This is a genomic window from Burkholderia cenocepacia, from assembly GCF_014211915.1.
Classification (GTDB): domain Bacteria; phylum Pseudomonadota; class Gammaproteobacteria; order Burkholderiales; family Burkholderiaceae; genus Burkholderia; species Burkholderia orbicola.
Genome location: NZ_CP060042.1, coordinates 89,484 through 107,451 on the forward strand (window position 1 = coordinate 89,484; position 17,968 = coordinate 107,451).

The 17,968-nt window shown below is 65.2% G+C and carries 14 protein-coding genes and 2 pseudogenes; all 16 read right to left on the minus strand.

The window, feature by feature from the left end; genetic code table 11:
* Positions 1-174: 174 nt before the first annotated feature.
* Positions 175-1,368, minus strand: a pseudogene (locus SY91_RS34510) (PHP domain-containing protein); the annotation flags it as partial.
* Positions 1,369-1,374: 6 nt separating this feature from the next.
* Positions 1,375-2,852 (minus strand): annotated as a pseudogene (locus SY91_RS34515) (Y-family DNA polymerase).
* Positions 2,773-3,489: a translesion DNA synthesis-associated protein ImuA gene (imuA, locus tag SY91_RS34520; RefSeq protein WP_011695097.1), complete on the minus strand. Its 717-nt coding sequence runs from the start codon at positions 3,487-3,489 to the stop codon at positions 2,773-2,775. The pseudogene SY91_RS34515 and the gene imuA overlap by 80 nt, the downstream one beginning before the upstream one ends.
* A 73-nt stretch (positions 3,490-3,562) precedes the next feature.
* Positions 3,563-4,474, minus strand: coding sequence for an SOS response-associated peptidase family protein (locus SY91_RS34525; protein ID WP_011695096.1), 912 nt, complete (start codon positions 4,472-4,474; stop codon positions 3,563-3,565).
* Between the two features lie 674 nt (positions 4,475-5,148).
* Positions 5,149-6,030: a hypothetical protein gene (locus SY91_RS34530; protein WP_011695095.1), complete on the minus strand. Its 882-nt coding sequence runs from the start codon at positions 6,028-6,030 to the stop codon at positions 5,149-5,151.
* 8 nt (positions 6,031-6,038) lie between these two features.
* Positions 6,039-6,176, minus strand: coding sequence for a hypothetical protein (locus SY91_RS34535; protein WP_166488172.1), 138 nt, complete (start codon positions 6,174-6,176; stop codon positions 6,039-6,041).
* A 223-nt stretch (positions 6,177-6,399) separates the two neighbouring features.
* Entirely contained in the window at positions 6,400-7,881 is a 1,482-nt protein-coding gene (locus SY91_RS34540; RefSeq protein ID WP_260632533.1) for a DUF1173 domain-containing protein, read from the minus strand.
* Positions 7,882-7,896: 15 nt separating this feature from the next.
* Positions 7,897-8,109: a hypothetical protein gene (locus SY91_RS34545; RefSeq protein ID WP_041489693.1), complete on the minus strand. Its 213-nt coding sequence runs from the start codon at positions 8,107-8,109 to the stop codon at positions 7,897-7,899.
* A 24-nt stretch (positions 8,110-8,133) separates the two neighbouring features.
* Entirely contained in the window at positions 8,134-8,802 is a 669-nt protein-coding gene (locus tag SY91_RS34550) for a hypothetical protein (RefSeq protein WP_011695093.1), read from the minus strand.
* Positions 8,803-8,816: 14 nt separating this feature from the next.
* Positions 8,817-13,070, minus strand: a complete 4,254-nt coding sequence (locus SY91_RS34555) for a YadA-like family protein (RefSeq protein ID WP_011695092.1) — start codon at positions 13,068-13,070, stop codon at positions 8,817-8,819.
* Between the two features lie 395 nt (positions 13,071-13,465).
* Entirely contained in the window at positions 13,466-13,948 is a 483-nt protein-coding gene (locus SY91_RS34560; protein ID WP_011695091.1) for a protein-disulfide reductase DsbD N-terminal domain-containing protein, read from the minus strand.
* Positions 13,945-14,367, minus strand: a complete 423-nt coding sequence (locus tag SY91_RS34565; RefSeq protein WP_041489692.1) for a hypothetical protein — start codon at positions 14,365-14,367, stop codon at positions 13,945-13,947. Before SY91_RS34565 ends, SY91_RS34560 begins: the two co-directional genes overlap by 4 nt.
* A gap of 100 nt (positions 14,368-14,467) precedes the next feature.
* On the minus strand, positions 14,468-14,977 hold the full coding sequence (locus tag SY91_RS34570) for a hypothetical protein (protein WP_011695090.1): 510 nt from the start codon (positions 14,975-14,977) through the stop codon (positions 14,468-14,470).
* A 126-nt stretch (positions 14,978-15,103) separates the two neighbouring features.
* A complete protein-coding gene (gene bamE / locus SY91_RS34575) occupies positions 15,104-15,502 on the minus strand; it encodes an outer membrane protein assembly factor BamE (RefSeq protein WP_011695089.1) in 399 nt (132 codons plus the stop codon).
* 54 nt (positions 15,503-15,556) lie between these two features.
* Positions 15,557-15,973, minus strand: coding sequence for a hypothetical protein (locus SY91_RS34580; RefSeq protein WP_011695088.1), 417 nt, complete (start codon positions 15,971-15,973; stop codon positions 15,557-15,559).
* 8 nt (positions 15,974-15,981) lie between these two features.
* Positions 15,982-17,961 (minus strand): zeta toxin family protein, encoded by a 1,980-nt coding sequence (locus tag SY91_RS34585; RefSeq protein WP_011695087.1) that lies wholly within the window; start codon positions 17,959-17,961, stop codon positions 15,982-15,984.
* Positions 17,962-17,968 lie beyond the last annotated feature (7 nt).

Below are 17,968 nucleotides of genomic sequence, written 5' to 3' on the forward strand. Positions count from 1 at the left end.
GAGCGCCAGCCAGATCTCTGACTCCACTGCGTGATCGATACCCTGATCATGACGCCCCTTCGCGCTATCCCGATTGATTCCGTATATCTACCGATTCATCTAAGGAGGTGGAGTACCGAGACAAAAGGCTGACAGGCAAGTGCGCCGCTCATCGGTATAAACCAGGGTTCTATATACGTCGATGTCCGGCGGCTCGTTGCGCTCCTTCGAGATGAATCGTTCGAACAGCATCGATTGCCTCGACGGATCGACCTCGGTCACGCCGAGGCAGTAGCAAACGGACGAGTTCGCGGCCGAGCCGCGTCCCTGGCACAAGATGCCTTGCTCGCGCGCGAACTGCACAATGTCGTAGACGGTCAGGAAATACGCCTCGTATTTCAGGTCGGCGATCAGCTGCAGTTCGTGTTCGATCTGCGCCTGGACGTCGATCGGGATGCCGGCGGGAAAGCGCCGGCGTGCGCCGATGTAGGTCTGCTCGCGCAGGTACGTCGCCGGGTCAGTGCCGGCCGGTACCAGTTCGTCGGGATACTCGTACTTCAGGTCGTCGAGCGAGAACGTGCAGCGCCGCGCGACACGCACGGTTTCCTCGAGCGCGCCGGCGGGATAGATGTTGGCGAGCCGCAGGCGCGATCGCAGGTGACGCTCCGCGTTCGGCGCGAGCTCGTACCCGCACTCCGTTACCGGTCGGCCGACGCGAATTCCCGTCAGCACGTCCTGCAGCGGCTTGCGTGACCGAACGTGCATCAGCGGCCAGCTGGTGGCCACCACCGGCACGCCGTGGCGCGCGGCGACGCGCTCGACCACGCCGCGGTGGATGTCGTCCATCGCGCGTGCGTGCAACGTCAGCGCGACCCATGCGCGATCGCCGAACACGCGCGCGAACCATTCGACATGCGCGTCGAGGCGCTGCTCGTTGGCCGGAAAGTCGGGCGACAGGATCGCCAGGCAATCCGGCAAGCCGCGCAGGTGTGCGTATGGTGCTTCGGGATGGTCGACGTCGAGCGGTGCGAGCCGATACGAGCCCTTCTTACCGCGCATGCGACCGAGCGAAATGAACTCGCAGAGATTGCCGTAACCATCGCGATTCATCGCGAGCGCGGTGAAGGCGAGCGCGGGCGAGCCGTCGGTGGCCGTCAGCCGGAAGTGCGAGCCGATGATCAGCGGCATGTTCGCCACCTTCGCTTCGACGTGCGCACGCACGACGCCGGCGAGCGAGCATTCGTCGGTGATCGCGATCGCGCTGTAGCCGAGCTGCGCCGCGCGCGCGACGTATTCCTCCGCGCGCGACGCACCGTGCAGGAAGGAGAAGTCGCTGGCGACTTGGAGTTCCGCGTAGGCGGGCAGGGCGCCGAAATTGCCGGCGTTCATGACGGATCAGCCGAACAGGCCGTGCAGGAAGAAGCGCGCTTCGCTTTCGTCGCTGGCCGTCGGCCGTTCCTTGTAGATCCAGTAAGCGACGCCGCGTTCGTCCTCGGCAACGAAGTAGTCGCGCGTCACGGTCTGCCCGTCCTGCCAGCCGCCTTCGATGCGCTCGCCGGGCGACACAATGCGCAGCGGCGTGCCGTAGAACGGCCGATGCTGGCGCGTGAGCAGCGGTACAGGCTTGGCAAGCAACCAGGTCGGGCGCGGCAGATCCGCGGGCAACGGCGCCGGCTTCGGCGCGTCGCGCATCGGCACCCATCGGGCGGCCGGCTCCGGACGGTAGTCGGCCATGGGAGCCGGGACGAGCACGTTCTCGGCGCCGAGCCGCGCGGTCAGCAGTTCGAGCAGCCGCGCGTGGTCCTGCGGCGTGCCGCCGGGCTCCGGGAACAGCGAGTCGCTCGGCGCGGCCGCTTCCTGCACGCTACGGGCGACCAGGCGCACTGCAATCACGGGCCCAGCGAGCTCGACGTGGCCGAGCCGTTCCTTGATGAGCCGCGTGATGTGCTCCTCGAAGCGGGTAGGGGCGCCCAGCGCGATCTCGATCTCGGTCGGCGCGATCGCGTCCCGCCCGCGCTCGTGCTCGAGCAGCAGTGCGAACGCGGTGACGTCCAGCTGTTTCGCGGTGAGCCAGCCGGTCAGCTGCAGGATCAGCCGGCGCGCGACGAATAGCAGCGCCTCGGCGTGCTCGACGCGATCCATCAGTTCGACGCGCGTGTCGAATGACGGCGGCATTTCGAGCCAGTCGTATGCGGCCGGCGCGGTGCCGGTGACCTGGTCGAGCCAGTCGAGCAGCTGCGTGCCGCAGCGCTTTTTCAGCCCGCGCGCGGCAAGCGCTGCAGATCGGCCAGCGTTTCGCAGCCGAGATCTTCAAACCAGTTCGCGTAGCGCCGGGCTTCCGGTGCGACGACGAGCGGCACGCGCGCGAGCGAGCGACGCAGCGATCGCGCGGACAGCGCGAGACCGCCGCGCAGGCCCCGGGCGACCATCCACGCGGCCGGGCCCGACGACGCGACGGATATCGCCGCGGTGACGCCGAACGACGCGACGACGTCGCGCACGCGTCGGCGCAGCGCGCGGATGCCGTGAAACAGGCGCAGGCTGGCCGTCACGTCGAGCAGTACCACGGCTTCGTCGGCGTCGACGACGCTCGGCGTGAACTGCAGGAGCGCATAGGCAACGCCGAGCACGAGCTCGCGTTCGCGCGCGGCGTCGCGCTCGCGGATCTGCGCGTCCGGCGCGAGCGACAGCACGCCACCGCGGCGCATGCCGGCGACCACCCCGAGCGCACGCGCGGCGCGATCGAGCGCCACGACGCGGCCGCCCTCGAGCACGACGAGCCCGCGCGCATCGTCAGGCGACGGCGCCGGTGATCGCGGCCGGAACGTTTCGAGGTTGAGGTGCGGCAGATGCACGCCGATCCAGACTTGCATGGCGGTTCAACAAAATCGGCGAGGGGGACAAGGGGACGAACAGCGGCGTGTCGCGTGCCGGCCCGCGGCGCTTCACGAACGTGACGTCGATGCCGTCGCGCTTGGGCGCAAGCGCGAGCCGCAAGGGTGCCGGCGACGCGTCGCGCGCGGCGGCCTCCGGCCGGAAGACGTAGAACAGCGCCTGGCAGCTCTGCGCGGCCAGGTTGAGCCGCCGCAATGCGTCCGCACGGACATGCGACTGCCAGAGCAGCACGGCAGCGCACGTGCCGGCGCGCAGCGCCTGTTCGGCGGCCCACAGCGCGTCGGCCGTGCGCGGCGCCGGCAGCGTCATGAAGCCGGACGGGTCGATGCCCCAATACGCGAGCGCCAGCGGTTGCAGAGCATGCGGCGGCTGGATCAGCATGACCGGCTTGCCGGCCGCGCGCGCGAGCACCGGGGCCAGCAGCCGCAGTTCGCCGATGCCAGGCTGCGGCGCGAGCAATTCGATCAGCGCGCCGGCCGGCCAGCCGCCGCCGGGCAGTTCGGCCGTCAGTTCCGGATGGCCCGTGTCGACGCCGCGCACGCTCGAGCGCGCCAGCTGACTGGCGCGCCAAAGGGCCGGATGTATGGCTTCAGGATGGGCGAGGGCGGGGTGCATGGGGTCGGTTACGCAAAACACTGTATGTTTGTACAGTATATCACAGAGATAACCGCCCCTCCAACCCCCGCGTTTACGCTGCGAGCTGATGCTGGTAGTACGGCCGCTCGCGGTCGGCCAGGATCTCGCGCAGCTGCGCGCGCCGGGACGGGTCCGGTGCGAGCCAGGCGTCGACGTTCGAGGACTTGATCGGCACGATGCATCGGTCGTGGCCAGCTGCAGCCACTTCCGGCGGTGGGTCGTCGGTGATCGCCGCGAACGACCATAAGTCGTCGCCGCCGGGGATCTCGGTGCGCGTCCACAGGCAGGCGACCTGCATGTATTGCGGCGGCGTTGGATCGAAGCGAAGCACGACGTTCTGGCCGTCGCGCTTCACGTTTTCGAAAAAAGTGTCGACGAGCAAGAGGCCATGCGTGAAGCCGAAAACCTTCCGCCAGGCGGTACTGAGCGAATCGGCCCTGGCGTTATACGAGCCGTTCTTGGCACGCTCGTCCGCTTCGGTCCAGCCAGGTATGCGGCATCGATACCGCATCGGCACGACCAGGCGCTTGCCGTCGAGCTCGATCAGCACGGGGGCGTACCAGCCGGGGAAGATCCGCGAATCACGCTCCTGCAGGTCCTGCCGGCGAAGATCGTCGAGCCCGCGCGTTGCCGCATCGATCTTGCTCGTGGCGATCCGGACGTCCTCGCTGGCCTTCTTCGTGATCTTCACGGCGAGCTTTTTCTCGGCCGCGACGAGCCGCGCTCGCTGCTCGAACAGAGCGGTCTCCAGCTTCCGTGTCCACCGGCTCCGATACGTGGCGATCGCGGCCGAGATTTCGTCATCGACACCGGCGAACGCGGCCTCGACCGCTTTCGGGATCTTGATGTCGGCGCCCGATGCGCGCGCGAAGAAGATGCGCCTGAACGTTTCGATGTCCATGTCGGCGCCGTAACGTCGGACGTACTCTCGATAGTTCGCCTGGATCTTTGCCGAGTAGCACATCACTGTCTCCCATAACCGTTGCCCTTTCGAGAGAGTATCGCGCTCAGGCACGGGCCGAACAGAGTTGTGCGGATTCCGCTAGGGTTGGGGAGGCCTCGTTCTTGTGGACATGGGGGCATGGAGTGGCACGGGGGTAATTTTTGGCGGAGCTGATGCGCTTGACCGTTAGTTGCGTTTACGGATTGCCCCTCTCTCTGAAAGCTTAGCTGCCGAGGACAGTCGATGGTGCTTGCGGGCAGTCGGGCGCGCACGCGCGCGCGCTGATTTCGGGGTGCGGCTTTGACGCGCCCCGAAATCTTTTGTCGCGCCGTTAGCGGTGCGGCGGCCAGCGGCCGCCGTAGCGCTTACGGCCTGCCGATGGAAAGCGCATGCAGCCCGAGGGGGTTTCCTGCCAAGCGGGCGGAGCCCGCGTGACACCGCGGCATTGCCGCGGGTCGATATGGGGTGTAGGTAGAGATAGGTTCTGACTAAGCCCCGACACTTAACGGCCAGCCGTCCCGACAGTTAAATGCACTTATCCACAGTTGCGAACGGCCAGGCGGCGACACGGCGTCAGAATCCAGGCCGAAAACCAGCGAATGAGACACAAAATGCCGGCAGCAGACGGCACGACGGCGGATCCGCGCAAGCGCCATCCTCGCGGTAGCGATAGATAGGAGAAAACCGTTTGGACGCTAGGCGGGTGGGGCGAGCTGGTTACGCGCGACCCGGAAACACCGGTCGCGATCCCAGTCCGGGTAGATATCTTTGAGTTCGCCGGCGCGGATCATGATCGCGCGCTCGAGATCGGTACGACGATCGCCGTCGGAGCGCGTGCTCCGAGCCGCGGCCTTGGCCTGAGCAGCCGCCAGTTTGTCGGTGAGCAGCATGCGCAGCTGGCCGGCACTAGCATGGGCCTTCCGCTCGGACTTGCGCCGGCGCTGCGCACGTAGGTGGGCGCGAGTGCGCTCGTGGCGCAGCCACTTGCCCAGGCCGAATTGTTCGAACAGTGCAGGCGTCACGTAGCGAATGGCGGCAAGCCCACGATAGCGCGGCCCTTCGTCGCCGACCGCCACCTCGCACTGCGGCCGGCTCTTCACCAGCCGTGCCGTGACCAGGTCGCGCAGCGCGCGCTCGGCACGGCGCACCGAGAGACCCGCCTGCTCGGCCAGGTAGGGTAGGGTGAAATCCACCCAGCCGCTCTGCGCCGGCACTGCAATACGCAACGTCGAGACGTCACAAAATTTGACGAGCGCTCGCACCAGCTGCACGCACGCTATACGGCGCTCGCTGCGCTGCTGGCGGCGGCTTCCATTGGCAGCGTTCAGGGCCGGCAACCAGGCCTGCGGCGTTTCGAGATATCGGCCGAGGCGCAACTTCAACTCGCGCAGCAGCCGGGGGCTGTTCGCCGGCGCCGGACACGGAATATCCGCCGGCCAAACGCGCGCGGGCAGCGCCGAGCGTCGACGGGGGGCGTGCGTAGGCGCGGCCATCCAGTCGTCGCTGGCGGCCGGACAGGTCGGATTCATCGGGGCGTGCGCCAGATTCGGCGACGTCCCGGGAATCAGCCGAGTCATGAGCTGGTTCAGTCCGTACCCGATACCCTCGAATTTTGGATATCCGGGTCGCCGCCAGCCGCTACCACGGGGAGGAGCGGCAGCGCCGTTGCACCTGTTTTCAATGCCTCACCGACAATACCGCCAATGTTGTTCTGGATCATCATCTGATGTGCTGATTCGTTAAGTTGCTGTCACATAGATGACGCTTGACAGGGCACGCTTCTGTTCTAGAATCCGAACATTCTGGTGTGACGCCTGCGACGCTGAAGGTCCCTGTCGTACGTCATCTTGGTCGCGCCCCGAGTGCAATCGGGGCGTTTTTTTTGCGCTGGCCTGTCCAGTCCTCCGTATTCGTTAGCGCTACACAACATTCCAAAAGAATCGCTTTCAGTCCAGCGGAACCGGGCGATTCCATAACCCGTTGCACTCACAACCAGTTCGCCGGTCGATCCTCATCGGTAAAGGGTGGTTCTTCATCGAACATCGGGGCGGCTCATCGACGATCGGCGGCTCGGCGAACAGCGGAGTCGGATCCGGTTCCGTTTCGGGCGCCTTAGCCGCCGCGTGCGTTCTGTTTGCTGACTCGCGGGCAGTCGCGGGCCCCGGTACCGCTACGGCATTGGTGACCGGTGCCGATGCGAGCGGCCGCGGTTGCCGGTGCGCCTTGCGCGCCGCGTCGAAGGCTGTCAGGGGAAGCGGGGGCATCATTTCGGTCCCCGGCCGCCAGATCCATGAATCCAGCTCCGACTCCGCGATAAGCGCGTCGAGCTCGGACTGGTACCCGGACGACACGTCGGCCGGCACAACATAGAGCGCCGTACCGCGCTCGGCGTCGGTCAACAATGCCGTGGCGATTGGATGCTTCGCGGTCTGGTTGTACCGCAGGCACTTCTGGTACCGACGGGTGGCCAAGGCCTTCAGCAGCGTGATATCGGCGAGCGATTCGAACGGGATCCACGATTCGTTGGTCAGCATCATCGATACCTCCTGGGCGGTGGCGATACCGGCCGCTGACAGGCTCGCGGTGGCGATGACCATGAGGTGGGTGCCTTCCGTGACCGCCCAGATCTCGAGCTCCGACGCGAAGACTTTCTCGATCCGCTTCTTGGTCTTCTCGTCGACCATCAGGCCATAGTCGGGTAGATGCTTGATGACCAGCTTGAAGCCAAAGCGAGCGGTTGCGATTTCCTTGAGCTCACCGATCACCAGCACGAAGTGCGGCTTCCCGGACTCGGAAACAGAAATCCGGGCGAGATGCTCCGTGCGTCGCTGGGCGATGCGGTCCTTCTGGTCGCCGATGAACATCTCGGGGACGTACAGCATGTCCTCGAGGCTCATCTTCTTCGCGTTCTTGCCCGCAGCGGCCAACAGCAGATACTTGCGGATCACCGACCAGTTCCGCTTGCCGGCCATGGCCGGCGACCAGCGATTCAGGCCGGCCTGTTCCCAGAGGTAGTGCAGCAAACCCCGTAAGGTCAACTTCTTGCCATCCGTCTTGATGCTGTCAGGCTCGTCGCCAGAGGGCTCCGGCATCTCCCGCGCCGCGCCTTTCGCCAACGCGAAACCGAACTTAAGGGTGACCTCCCCGGACTCCGGATCCTCGACGATGGCCGATCCCTCTACATCGCCATAACCGCTCAGGCCGGGCGGCGTTTCGTACGAGTCGCAGCCGGGCTTGTGCTTCGCGCCGGTACCAGGCATACGCTTGACCTGATAGCGCCCCTCGAAGCGTGCGATGTACATCGGAATCGGCGGGGTCGAGCAGAGGCAGAGCGGACGTGTCTTCGCCTCGTGCGCAGCTGGCAGTTTCGCAAGGAAACTATTGCTTCCCGCCTCGTATTCCAACCCGTCCAATTCAAAGTTCTGCATGCCAGATCTCCTGGTTTAAACGGCGGCTGAGCGCTTCGCCAAGCCCCTCGAGAGCGCTTTGGCAGAGCAGGGCTCGGCTTCTCGGACGTCCAGGCCGCGCGCGCGGGCCTCGATCAGCAACTGAACGAGTTCCACGGCCTCGTCGACCGTCATGTCGCCGGCGATTGCAGCCGACACAATGCTGTGTGCGGTCACGGGTTTGCCGCTTCGAAACACCTGATTGGTCATGGGTTAGCTCCGGGATGGGGTGGCTCAATCACTGTCCGGCGGGACGTCGCCGAAGACGGTCCCGAGCGCGAGCGCACCGAGCAGTTCACGGGCGTAAGTGATCGACGGTATGGCGTTTCCAAAATAGGCATCAACGCCATACGGGTTCGTACACCACAGACCTTCGTCGCTGACGAAGTCGAACGAGTGGTCGCTGACGTCGACCGATTTGCCTGCGGCCAGCGCCTGCACGAAGGCTTCGGGCGTCGGAAGATCCAGCGCCGTCCAATCACCGGCTTCGATCGCCGCCTTCGTTTTGGAATGTCGCTCGTCGGCGGCCTTCTCTCGCGCCAGCTCGCTCTCGGCTTCAACCAAGGCCTCAGCCAGCTCAGTTTCCGCGTTGGCCTGGTCGACCCGCGCCCAGTCGACGGCACTTTCGAACGCGTCTCGCAACACGGGCACGTCGGCGAGCAACGGTGAACAGCCGATATCGTCGGCACCGACAAGGACGAGATCTCGGCCGAGATCGCTCGCCCCATAGCGTGCCCGTTTCAGGAGTGCGTCCCGCGCTTCGGATCCCTCATCGGTGGTGCAGATCGCCATCGCGTAGTCGACGCGAGCCTGCAGCGCGCGCTCGAAAGCAATCGGCACGTCAGGATTGCGAAGACCGATGCCCCTCACCACGTCCCGTCGAGCAGGAAGTTTCGAATTCATGGTGATCTCCTTGGTTACCAGACGAATCCAGCACCTACGCCGGCGGCCACGGTGCCGCGCGTATCGGTCGAGCCGTTCGCCTTCAGAATCCAGTGGCCGGCATACGTTGAAATGCCGAGCGCCATGGCGGACTGCCCGCCGTACGTCCCGCCCCCGATGGCCACCATGCTCTTTCCTGGCGCCGGCGCCTGGGGCAGACTAGCGATCGCGACAGCCGCGGCGATGCCGCCATTGGCGTCACGTCGGTCGTGTTCGATGCGGTTGCTCAGGTTCGTCACCGAGTCGTTCAGCTGCTGGACGTTGACGGCATCGGTCGGGGCCGTTCCGGCCGAGACATTGGCCAGTGTTCGCGTCGTACCGGTCGCCGAGTTGCCGATCGACACCGAATCGTCGCGATCGGCCACTGAACCGGCGCCCAGCGCCACGGCATTGGCGCCAGTTGTGCTCGCACCGCTGCCGACCGCGATCGAGCCGGTGCCTTGGGCAACGGCACCCACACCAAGTGCAACACTGCGATCGCCGGTGGCCACCGCATTGCTGCCGATAGCTGTCGCATCCGCGCCGGTTGCAACTGCACCGGCGCCGGTGCTGTTGAACGCAGCATATTTGAGGCTGCCCTGGCCGGGCTCGGGGAGGCTCTGGCTGAACCTCGACGGAAGGATCGCGCCAAGTCGGGCAGAAAGTGCATCAATCGCGCTGGTATTGGCGGCGACGTTCGCATTCGTGGCAAAGAGCTGAGCCCCGTTGACCGCATCCGCGCTGGTTGCTAATAACGCGCCGGGCGCCAGGTTATGGATGGTGACGGCCGCCCCGGCTCCGAGCCCTCCAAGCGTCACGCTGAGCTTCGTGGGATCGTCGTAAGACAGTGCGTTACCGGCGATCGTATTGACCGTACCGATAACCTGGTTCAACTGGCCGACATTGACCGCGTCGGTGGCGTTCACACCCGCTGCCACGCCGGAGATGCGGCGCGCGCCAGCCAGGCCGCTGACGTCGATGTTGGTGCCGCCGGTGCCGGCACCGATCGTAATGGCGCCGGCGCTCGAGCCGCCGTGTTGCTGCACGAGCCCGACGGTACCCGTTGCGAGCTGGCCAGCCAGGGCGGAGACGCTCTGGTTCGTCGCATACAGTTGCCGGCCCGAGACCGCGTCGGTGCTGCTCGCCGTCAAGGCCGCATCAGCGACGTTGGTCAGGGTGACGGGCGCACCTGCCGCGCCGAAGGTGACGCGCGTATGCGAGGCATCGTCGTAGACGACCGCGCTCGCGCCGAGCGCCCCGGCCTGAGACGCCACGCCCTGCAGCTGCTGGAGGTTGATCGCATCGGTGGCGTCCGTGCCGGCGGCCACGCCTTTGATCTGGCGCGCGCCCGCGGTGCCGGCGACGTCGAGCGCGGTGCCACCGGTGCCGGCGCCGATCGTAATCGTGCCGGTGCCGGCACCGCCGGCTTGCTGCACCAGGCCAATCGTGCCGGCCGTCAGTCCAGACTGAAGCGCGGCAATCGTCGCCCCGCCGTTGGCGACGCTGGTGGACAACGAGGCCACGGCGAAGCCCGTCGACGTTGACAGCGTTGCGATCGAGACCGCGTTGGCGCTGATCGCCTGGTTGGCGGTGTAGAGCTGCCGACCAGACACCGCGTCCGTGCTGGTGGCCGTCAGTGCCGCGTCTGCGACGTTGGTGAGCAGGACGGGCGATCCTGCGGAGGCGCCAAGCGTGACGCGCGAATGCATCGGGTCATCATAGGAGACTGCGCCGGCGCCCACGGCACCCACAGCGGCCGTTACGCCCTGCAGTTGCTGGAGGTTGACTGCATCGGTGGCGCTCGTGCCGGCGGCTACGCCCTTGATCTGCCGCGCGCCCGCAGTTCCGTCGACGTCGAGCGCGGTGCCGCCGGTGCTGGCGCCGATCGTAATCGTGTCGTTGCCGGCACCGCCGGACTGCTGAACCAGCCCGACTGTCCCGTTCGCAAGACTGGTCGCGATGGCTGATACGCCGACGTTGGCCGACGATAAGCCGGTCGACAGCGATGCCAGGCCATGGGAGACGCCGGTCGAGAGGGAAGAAAGCGCCGTGGTCGTGCTAGTCGACAGGCTCGCGATCGAGACGACGTTGCTGGCGATGCCCGTGGAAAGCGAGGACGCTGCCGCCAGCGTTGACGTCGACAGGGCAGCGATCGCGCCGACGTTTGCGTTCGTCGCCTGCTGGGCAGCATAGAGCTGCCGCCCCGTCACAGCGTCGGTGCTGCTCGCGTTCAACGACGCGTCCGCGAGGTTGGTCAGGGTCACCGGCGAACTTGATGCACCGAGCGTGACGCGGGTATGCGACGCGTCGTCATAGCTAACTGCGCTCGCGCCGATCGCGCCCGTCTGGCCCGCCACGCTCTGCAGCTGCTGCAGGTCGACCGCGTCGGTAGCGTCTGTGCCTGCAGCCACACCCTTAACCTGCCGCGCGCCCGCGTTGCCGGCGACGTTGAGCACCGTACCGCCGGTACCGGCGCCAATCGTGATCGCGCCCGCGCCGGCACCGCCTGCTTGCTGAACCAGACCAACGGTCCCTGCAGCCAGACCGGACTGCATTGCCGAGAGTGTCGCGCCGTCGTCAGCCAGACCAGTCGAAAGAGACGAGATCGATCGGCTTGTCGTAGTCGACAACGTCGCAATCGCGCTGGCCGTGCCTGTCGACAGACTTCCGATCGTTTGAGCTGTCGACGTCGACAGTGACGAGAGCCCTGCAGCCGTGCTCGTCGACAAGCTCGCGACCGTCGTGCCGATATCGGACAGACCGGTTGAGAGCGATCCCAAGCCCGATGCCGAGCTGCTCGACAGGCTCGTGATGCTGGCCGTGTTGCTTGCAAGGCCCGTCGACAGCGACGTGACAGCCTGCGCGGTCCCGGTCGATAACGAACCGATCGCGCTGGCCGCGCCGGTTGACAGGCTGCTGACCGTTTGAGCGGTCGACGTCGACAGTGACGAGAACCCTGCAGCCGTGCTCGTCGACAAGCTCGCGACCGTCGTGCCGACGTCGGACAGCCCAGTTGAGAGCGAACCAAAGCCTGATGCCGTACTGCTCGACAGACTCGTGATGTTGGCCGTGTTGCTTGCCAGGCCCGTTGACAGCGACGTGACAGCCTGCGCGGTCCCGGTCGATAACGAACCGATCGCGCTGGCCGCGCCGGTTGACAGGCTGCTGACCGTTTGAGCGGTCGACGTCGACAGTGACGAGAACCCTGCAGCCGTGCTCATCGACAAGCTCGCGACCGTCGTGCCGACGTCGGACAGCCCAGTTGAGAGCGAACCAAAGCCTGATGCCGTACTGCTCGACAGACTCGTGATGTTGGCCGTGTTGCTTGCCAGGCCCGTTGACAGTGACGTGGCCGACTGCGCAATACCGGTCGACAAGCTGGCCAACGCCGTACCGGCGCCGGCCACGCTGGTTGAGAGCGAACCTACGCTTGATGCTGCGCTGCTCGACAGGCTCGTGACGTTGGCCGTGTTGCTCGAGAGCCCTGTCGATAGCGACGACAAAGATTGTGAGGCGGTGGTTGACAGCGTAGCGAGTCCGGAAGAGACGGCGGCAACTCCTGTGGCATTGTTGGCGGTCGCAGTCGACAGCGACGTCACGGACTGACTCGTCGACGTAGAGAGACTCCCAACTGCCTGTCCCATTTGATAGAGCTCGGATCCGTTGACGGCGTCGAGACTTGTTGCACTAACGGCGCCGGCGGCAACATTAGTCAGTTGCCTCGGACTTTGCGGCGCACCGAAACTCACCACCCCGTTGGACGTTGATCCCGCCACCGAGTAGTTCTCACCAGCAATACCGAAGCTACTTAGCGGGTGCGCGGCGCCGGTCGTGGATCCCGATCCGATTGCGACATCCTGCGAATTGTTCGCGACGGCGCCGGTTCCGATCGCGACGGAACCATTGCCCGCAGCAGTGGCGGCGAAACCCATTGCCGCTGCATTCGTACCGGCCGCCGTCGTATTGCCGACCGCTACCGCATTCGTCTGCGCGGTGCTGGACGTCCCGAGCACGATCGAATCGGCGCCGGCCGCCGTCGACGCGTAACCGAAGCTCAACGAGCGCGGCCCGGCAGAGGTAACCGCCGTGCCGATCGCAACGGAATAATCGCCAGAGGCAACGGCACCATTCCCATCTGAAAGCGCACCGTCTCCGGACGTCTGAGCATGCACTGGACCAGCCATCGATGCGATCGCCGCGGCGATCGCGATCGATAAACCGCTTGGTGTAGGGCGTTTCGAAAATTTCATTACAATCCCCGCTTAACAACGAGTGCCCGGTCTACGGGACGTTTACGCCTGCGCTCGCGCAGGACCTGGAGCCCTCTGTTCCTGTCCTCCGCCAAGATTCCGGGAACAGAGGGGGTTTCTTTCGGCAACATCGCCATCGATCTGACGGCGCTGCCTTTGGTGAATCTCAAGCTCGGCACCCTCGAAGGCGTCGCGCAGCATCGGGATATCGGCAATCAGAGGAGGACATTCCCCGTCATGGTCGCTAGCGCACGCTCGAGCGAGTGCTATCGCGTGTTGCCGACCGGTATGGAGGTAGTTGAACCACGCTGGCGAACCGGGGTCTGTCGTACGGACCGCATAGGCGTACTGGATACGCGCCTCGAGCGCCCGCGAGAAGCGAGAAAGGACGGCCGTCATCGCAACGCCTCCGACTGCGACAGCAGTGCAGCAGCAATCACTGGAAAGGTCCGCTGCATCGGCGGATAGCAGATCTGGTTGATTGCACAGCCTTGATAGGTCACCGTGAGGCCGAACATCTCGCTAGCATTGACCGGCACACGCAACGTCACTTCCCGCTCGAACACCTCAACCGGACGCCCAGAGCTCGGATCAGCGACGACCTTGCCGGCGCCGTGCTGAATTGCACCGAGGTGCGCGCGGCCGTCGTCACTCGCGACCCGGAAGCGGTCGCCGTAAAGTCGGTAACCGTCGGCGACCGCAAAATGGAGGACGACAGCGCCACGTTCTTCGGTCATGCGAACGCGGAACGCTTGCTCCGGCGACAGAAACTCCTGCGCGCGTGCCTGGCGAGCAAGGACACCGCCAACGATCCACGCAAGCAACGCCACCAACACGGCCACTACGAAGCCGCGCAGAACGCGAGTTCGACCGGTCATCGCGCACCTCGCTGCTTCCACGCCGATTCAGTGCGGGCGAGACCGTGCAAGACCGGCAGCGCCAGTAGGCTCCAGAAGTACAACGTTGCGCCGGCTACCATTCCGTCGAAACACAAGTCGAAAGCCGATTCCGCCAACCCGGCCGCCGGCGAATCGAAGTTCCCGACGATCACGATCATCAACAGCATGCAAATGAGATAGACATACATGCCGAAACGGTGCAAACCGCGCTGCGCGCGACGTAGTGCGCTCCACGTTCCACGACGAGTGCACGTCGAACGTACAGCCGGCAAGAACAGTAGCGCCGTAACAATCGCGGCGATGAACACGGGCTCCGTGCTATTCCAGAATCCGAGCGCATCAAGGTAAGCAATAGGCGCGATCAGTAACCACGTAACGACCGCCAACACGCCGAGCATGATTCGCACATGTCGACGATGAACGGGGGGTCAAGGGGACGCGTATGCATACGGCTTTCTCCTTTACATGCCGCGTATTTGTCCAATTCCATCGTGGTGTTCAGTTCGCATGCCCACTGACCAAAAAGCGCAGGGCGTCCTGACTGCCTGCCGCCGCGGCTCGACGCATGAGTTGCATGCCGCTTTCCTGATCCGTATCGGTCGCCGCCGTGGTGTGGCCGAAACCCGCGTGCTTTTGCAGGTGCATGCGAGCAACCAGGTACATCGCTGTCGGTTCGCCAGCGTCCGACTCGGCCTGGAGCAAGCCCGGATAGTCGCGATTGAAATGAACGGCAAGCCATGTACCGGCGGAACGATTTCCGCCTTTCAGCGCGGCCTCAATGGCAGGTCGCATGTCGAGGTACTCGCGCGAGCGAGCCCAGGACTGCAAGGGCCCGTTTGTGCCGGTGATGGAAAACAGGCAAGCCGCCGCCGCAAGCGCGACCGCCGCGCCCTTCAGCGTGCGTTGGGCAGAGGGGTCCGGATTGGTCAGGATCAACGTGCCTTCTGGCCAGGTGATCGAGGCTGCAGCTCGCCGGCGCTCGATGAAAGATGCGCGATATCGATTCATTACGGGTGCCTCTACAGAAACGCGAGATCGGGGAAAAAGACCAGCCGGCAAGCCGGCTGGCGTCAAAGGGAAGGCGCAAGGTAAGGAACAGCACCTTCCCGCCACTAAATTGCGATCAGGCAGGCGCTACTGGCCGATGCCTCCCTTGGCCACGTCGGTGGTCTCGGCAAACGTGTATTTCTTGACGACCCCGCTGTCGTCGAACAGCACTGTCAACGTCTTCTTCCGCACGTCAGCGCCATGTGCAAACGCACCGACGATCGGGACGAAGTTGATAGCGTGCGGCGTGGCGTGCGCCAGCTCGTATGTCCAGATCTCGAGACCCGAATCGGTGAATGTGGTCTTGTTCGGCGAACCGAAAGCATCCTGAACGTCCTGCTTCGTGCTCTTGCCCTGCTGGATTTGGGCCTGAACGCTTGATTGCGTCGCGGATTCGAGGTGCTCGTTGCCAGTGGTGGCGCAACCGACAAGTAACGAAGTGGCCGACAAGGCGACGATCAGGAGCGTGTTCTTAGTGAATTTCATGGTCTTCCTCTTGGTGTAATCAACAGTCAAAAATGGCGGTGATTCGTTGCTGGCCTAATACAGGCGGCCGGATCGCTCCGCTTCACATACAGTGCGATACCAGTCGTCCATGTGGCGCCTGACCTGCAGCTCGACGTAGCTGATGTACGGTCGCCACCACGCGTAGAACAGCGAAGCGACGAGGCCGGCGAACGCGTACATCGGCAGCGCCGCGCGCGGCTCGACGACGATCGGGTAGTCCAGGTGGAATCCGTTGGAGATCAGTCGCCCCCAGAGCAACAACGCTGGTGCCCATGCCAACCAGCACAGCGCGAGCCCCTGCACGACGTAACGCGTCGCCCAATCGGCTTCGATACGCAGCAGTCTCGGACTGGTCCACAGCCGACGGCGAATGTGTCGGCGTTCGGCCAGATAGAGCCGCGAAAAATGCGGAACGGGACGCACACGTCGGGGGCCATCGAAAATAGACATGGCGGCCCCTATCGCTCGATGGAAAGCTGGTGGTCGTGTGACCGGTCTGCGCGTTCCGCTTCGTGATCGCGCTCCCTGACCTGGTGCAGCGCGCTATCCGGCGAATACTGAATCGCGACCTGCTCGCCGACCTCCACCTCGCGGGACAATCGATCGCGCGGATAGACGATGCCAACGGTCTGACCGATCTTGACCAGCGAGTGGTGCGTCGAATTGGCGAGCACCTCGCCGCGGTAGTGGCGCTCCAGCTGCTGCGCATCGCGCAGAATCAGGTTGTGGTGATCGCCGGCCAGGCCGATCGCCCGGCGCGAAACATCGTCCGGCACGTCCCCCTCGGGTAGCTGGCCGCGATGGATCTGCTCGGATAGGTTGGCGCGTTCGATTTCACTGTGGGGAACCGTGCTGATCGACGTCCGCGTTTCGAGGTGGTGGTAGGCCGCGTCGAGCTCGGGGAAAAGGGCGAGCGCCTGGTCACGGCCCAGCGTGTCGAACGCGCGGCCGCGCTCCGCGTCGCGTGCGTGGTCTACGGTACGCCGGCGCGGCGGGCGCGCCGTATCGACTTCGACCTCCGTCTTTGCCTGGTCCGGTTGGTGTGCAGGCGGCAGAATGGCCCGTTCGCGTACCGGCTCTATGCCGCCCGGATCGACGACGACCACACGACCGTCCACGATGCCCAGATTGTCGACGCCCTGATCGCTCCAGTGGTATCCGCGCTGACGAAGCGCGTCGGCCGTGCGCGCGACGTCGGCCGATGTCACGCCTCGCATATCGGCGCGGGGCATGATTTCGTATCGCAGATTGCCTTCGGTGCCGCTCGCCACCGCCTGCAAGACCTCGGGAATTTTTGGCCGAACGGCAAGATCGCCGGTTCCGAGCCGCACCACATGCTTGTCGTCGGCCGCCAGCACGACCGACGACGCGCCGGCGTCCAGCGGCGTCAGGTCAGTCATCCCGTGCGAGCGAAGCCTAGCCTCGAGGGCGGGCAGATGGCGCGACGCAGCGATTTCCTCGGCGACCGGATCGGGGAAGTGGCCACCGAGGTTCGGCACGTCACGTGTCATGGACCGGAGGACGTCGCGCAAGCCGCGCTCCGGTGCCGGCCGCGCATCCGCAGACGCTCCGTTGACCAGTGCTTGCGCATCCCTCTCCGGGACGCGTAGCGCCTGCTCACGACGCAGCGAGATGTCGGCAATCTCCGGCGCCGGCGCGCCTCGCCCTGTACGAGCGTCACGAATGTCATCGAGCATTTGAACGTGATGGGCTATGTCGTCGCGGGTCATCGGACGTTCGCGCTCATGCACGATCGACGCCGCGGCCGCTTGCGGCTCGCGCCATTCACCCTGATGCAGTTCGTTGCGGTATATCTCACGGTGATGCCGATCGACGATCAGGATTCGATCCACTGCCTTCTCACGCTCGAGCAACGCGACCGCTTCCACCATGCCGGCATACGCCTGGTCGTGCTGCTCGCGATTGACCACCCGTCCCACGCCCGTCGTCGCGATTTCGCGCTCGGTACGCATCTGCGCACGCGTAAGCGACACGTCCGCTGGCATGGCCACGCCCCGAACCTCCAGCGTGTAACCGCGGTCCTTGAGCCGCCGCGCCAGATTGCGCAGGCTATCGGGGTTGCGCATCGTCCCGTCGACCACAAGATCACGCCGCGCTTCGGATGCGGCCGTGGTTAGCCGGCCCGCCCACCGGCCGGCATCGGCATGCGTCAGGTCGGCTGCATGTTGCGGATCCTCGCGAAGAAGCCGGCTGTACTGCGGCAGGTTCTCCCTCATGCGATCGGCGTCGATCAGAACGGCACCACCGCGCTCGTTGAGCTCGCCCATCGCCTGACGCGCGAGGGCCGTCTTGCCGGCACCGGGCTGGCCGCCGATGAGGATCGCCTTCGGCTCGGCCTGCTCGCGGCTACCGGCGATCGCCTCGCGCTCCACGCGCGCATACGCGCGCTGCATCAAGACATCCGGAATAGTGTCCATGATGGGC

What these genes read in the sequence shown, in the direction of transcription:
- SY91_RS34535 (WP_166488172.1), bottom strand. Translation starts at nt 6,176, where the DNA reads ATGATGATCCAGAACAACATTGGCGGTATTGTCGGTGAGGCATTGAAA.
- SY91_RS34530 (WP_011695095.1), bottom strand. Translation starts at nt 6,030, where the DNA reads ATGACTCGGCTGATTCCCGGGACGTCGCCGAATCTGGCGCACGCCCCG.
- SY91_RS34565 (WP_041489692.1), bottom strand. Translation starts at nt 14,367, where the DNA reads ATGCTCGGCGTGTTGGCGGTCGTTACGTGGTTACTGATCGCGCCTATT.
- SY91_RS34570 (WP_011695090.1), bottom strand. Translation starts at nt 14,977, where the DNA reads ATGAATCGATATCGCGCATCTTTCATCGAGCGCCGGCGAGCTGCAGCC.
- SY91_RS34585 (WP_011695087.1), bottom strand. Translation starts at nt 17,961, where the DNA reads ATGGACACTATTCCGGATGTCTTGATGCAGCGCGCGTATGCGCGCGTG.
- bamE (WP_011695089.1), bottom strand. Translation starts at nt 15,502, where the DNA reads ATGAAATTCACTAAGAACACGCTCCTGATCGTCGCCTTGTCGGCCACT.
- SY91_RS34560 (WP_011695091.1), bottom strand. Translation starts at nt 13,948, where the DNA reads ATGACCGGTCGAACTCGCGTTCTGCGCGGCTTCGTAGTGGCCGTGTTG.
- SY91_RS34555 (WP_011695092.1), bottom strand. Translation starts at nt 13,070, where the DNA reads ATGAAATTTTCGAAACGCCCTACACCAAGCGGTTTATCGATCGCGATC.
- SY91_RS34540 (WP_260632533.1), bottom strand. Translation starts at nt 7,881, where the DNA reads ATGCAGAACTTTGAATTGGACGGGTTGGAATACGAGGCGGGAAGCAAT.
- SY91_RS34580 (WP_011695088.1), bottom strand. Translation starts at nt 15,973, where the DNA reads ATGTCTATTTTCGATGGCCCCCGACGTGTGCGTCCCGTTCCGCATTTT.
- SY91_RS34550 (WP_011695093.1), bottom strand. Translation starts at nt 8,802, where the DNA reads ATGAATTCGAAACTTCCTGCTCGACGGGACGTGGTGAGGGGCATCGGT.
- SY91_RS34525 (WP_011695096.1), bottom strand. Translation starts at nt 4,474, where the DNA reads ATGTGCTACTCGGCAAAGATCCAGGCGAACTATCGAGAGTACGTCCGA.
- imuA (WP_011695097.1), bottom strand. Translation starts at nt 3,489, where the DNA reads ATGCACCCCGCCCTCGCCCATCCTGAAGCCATACATCCGGCCCTTTGG.
- SY91_RS34545 (WP_041489693.1), bottom strand. Translation starts at nt 8,109, where the DNA reads ATGACCAATCAGGTGTTTCGAAGCGGCAAACCCGTGACCGCACACAGC.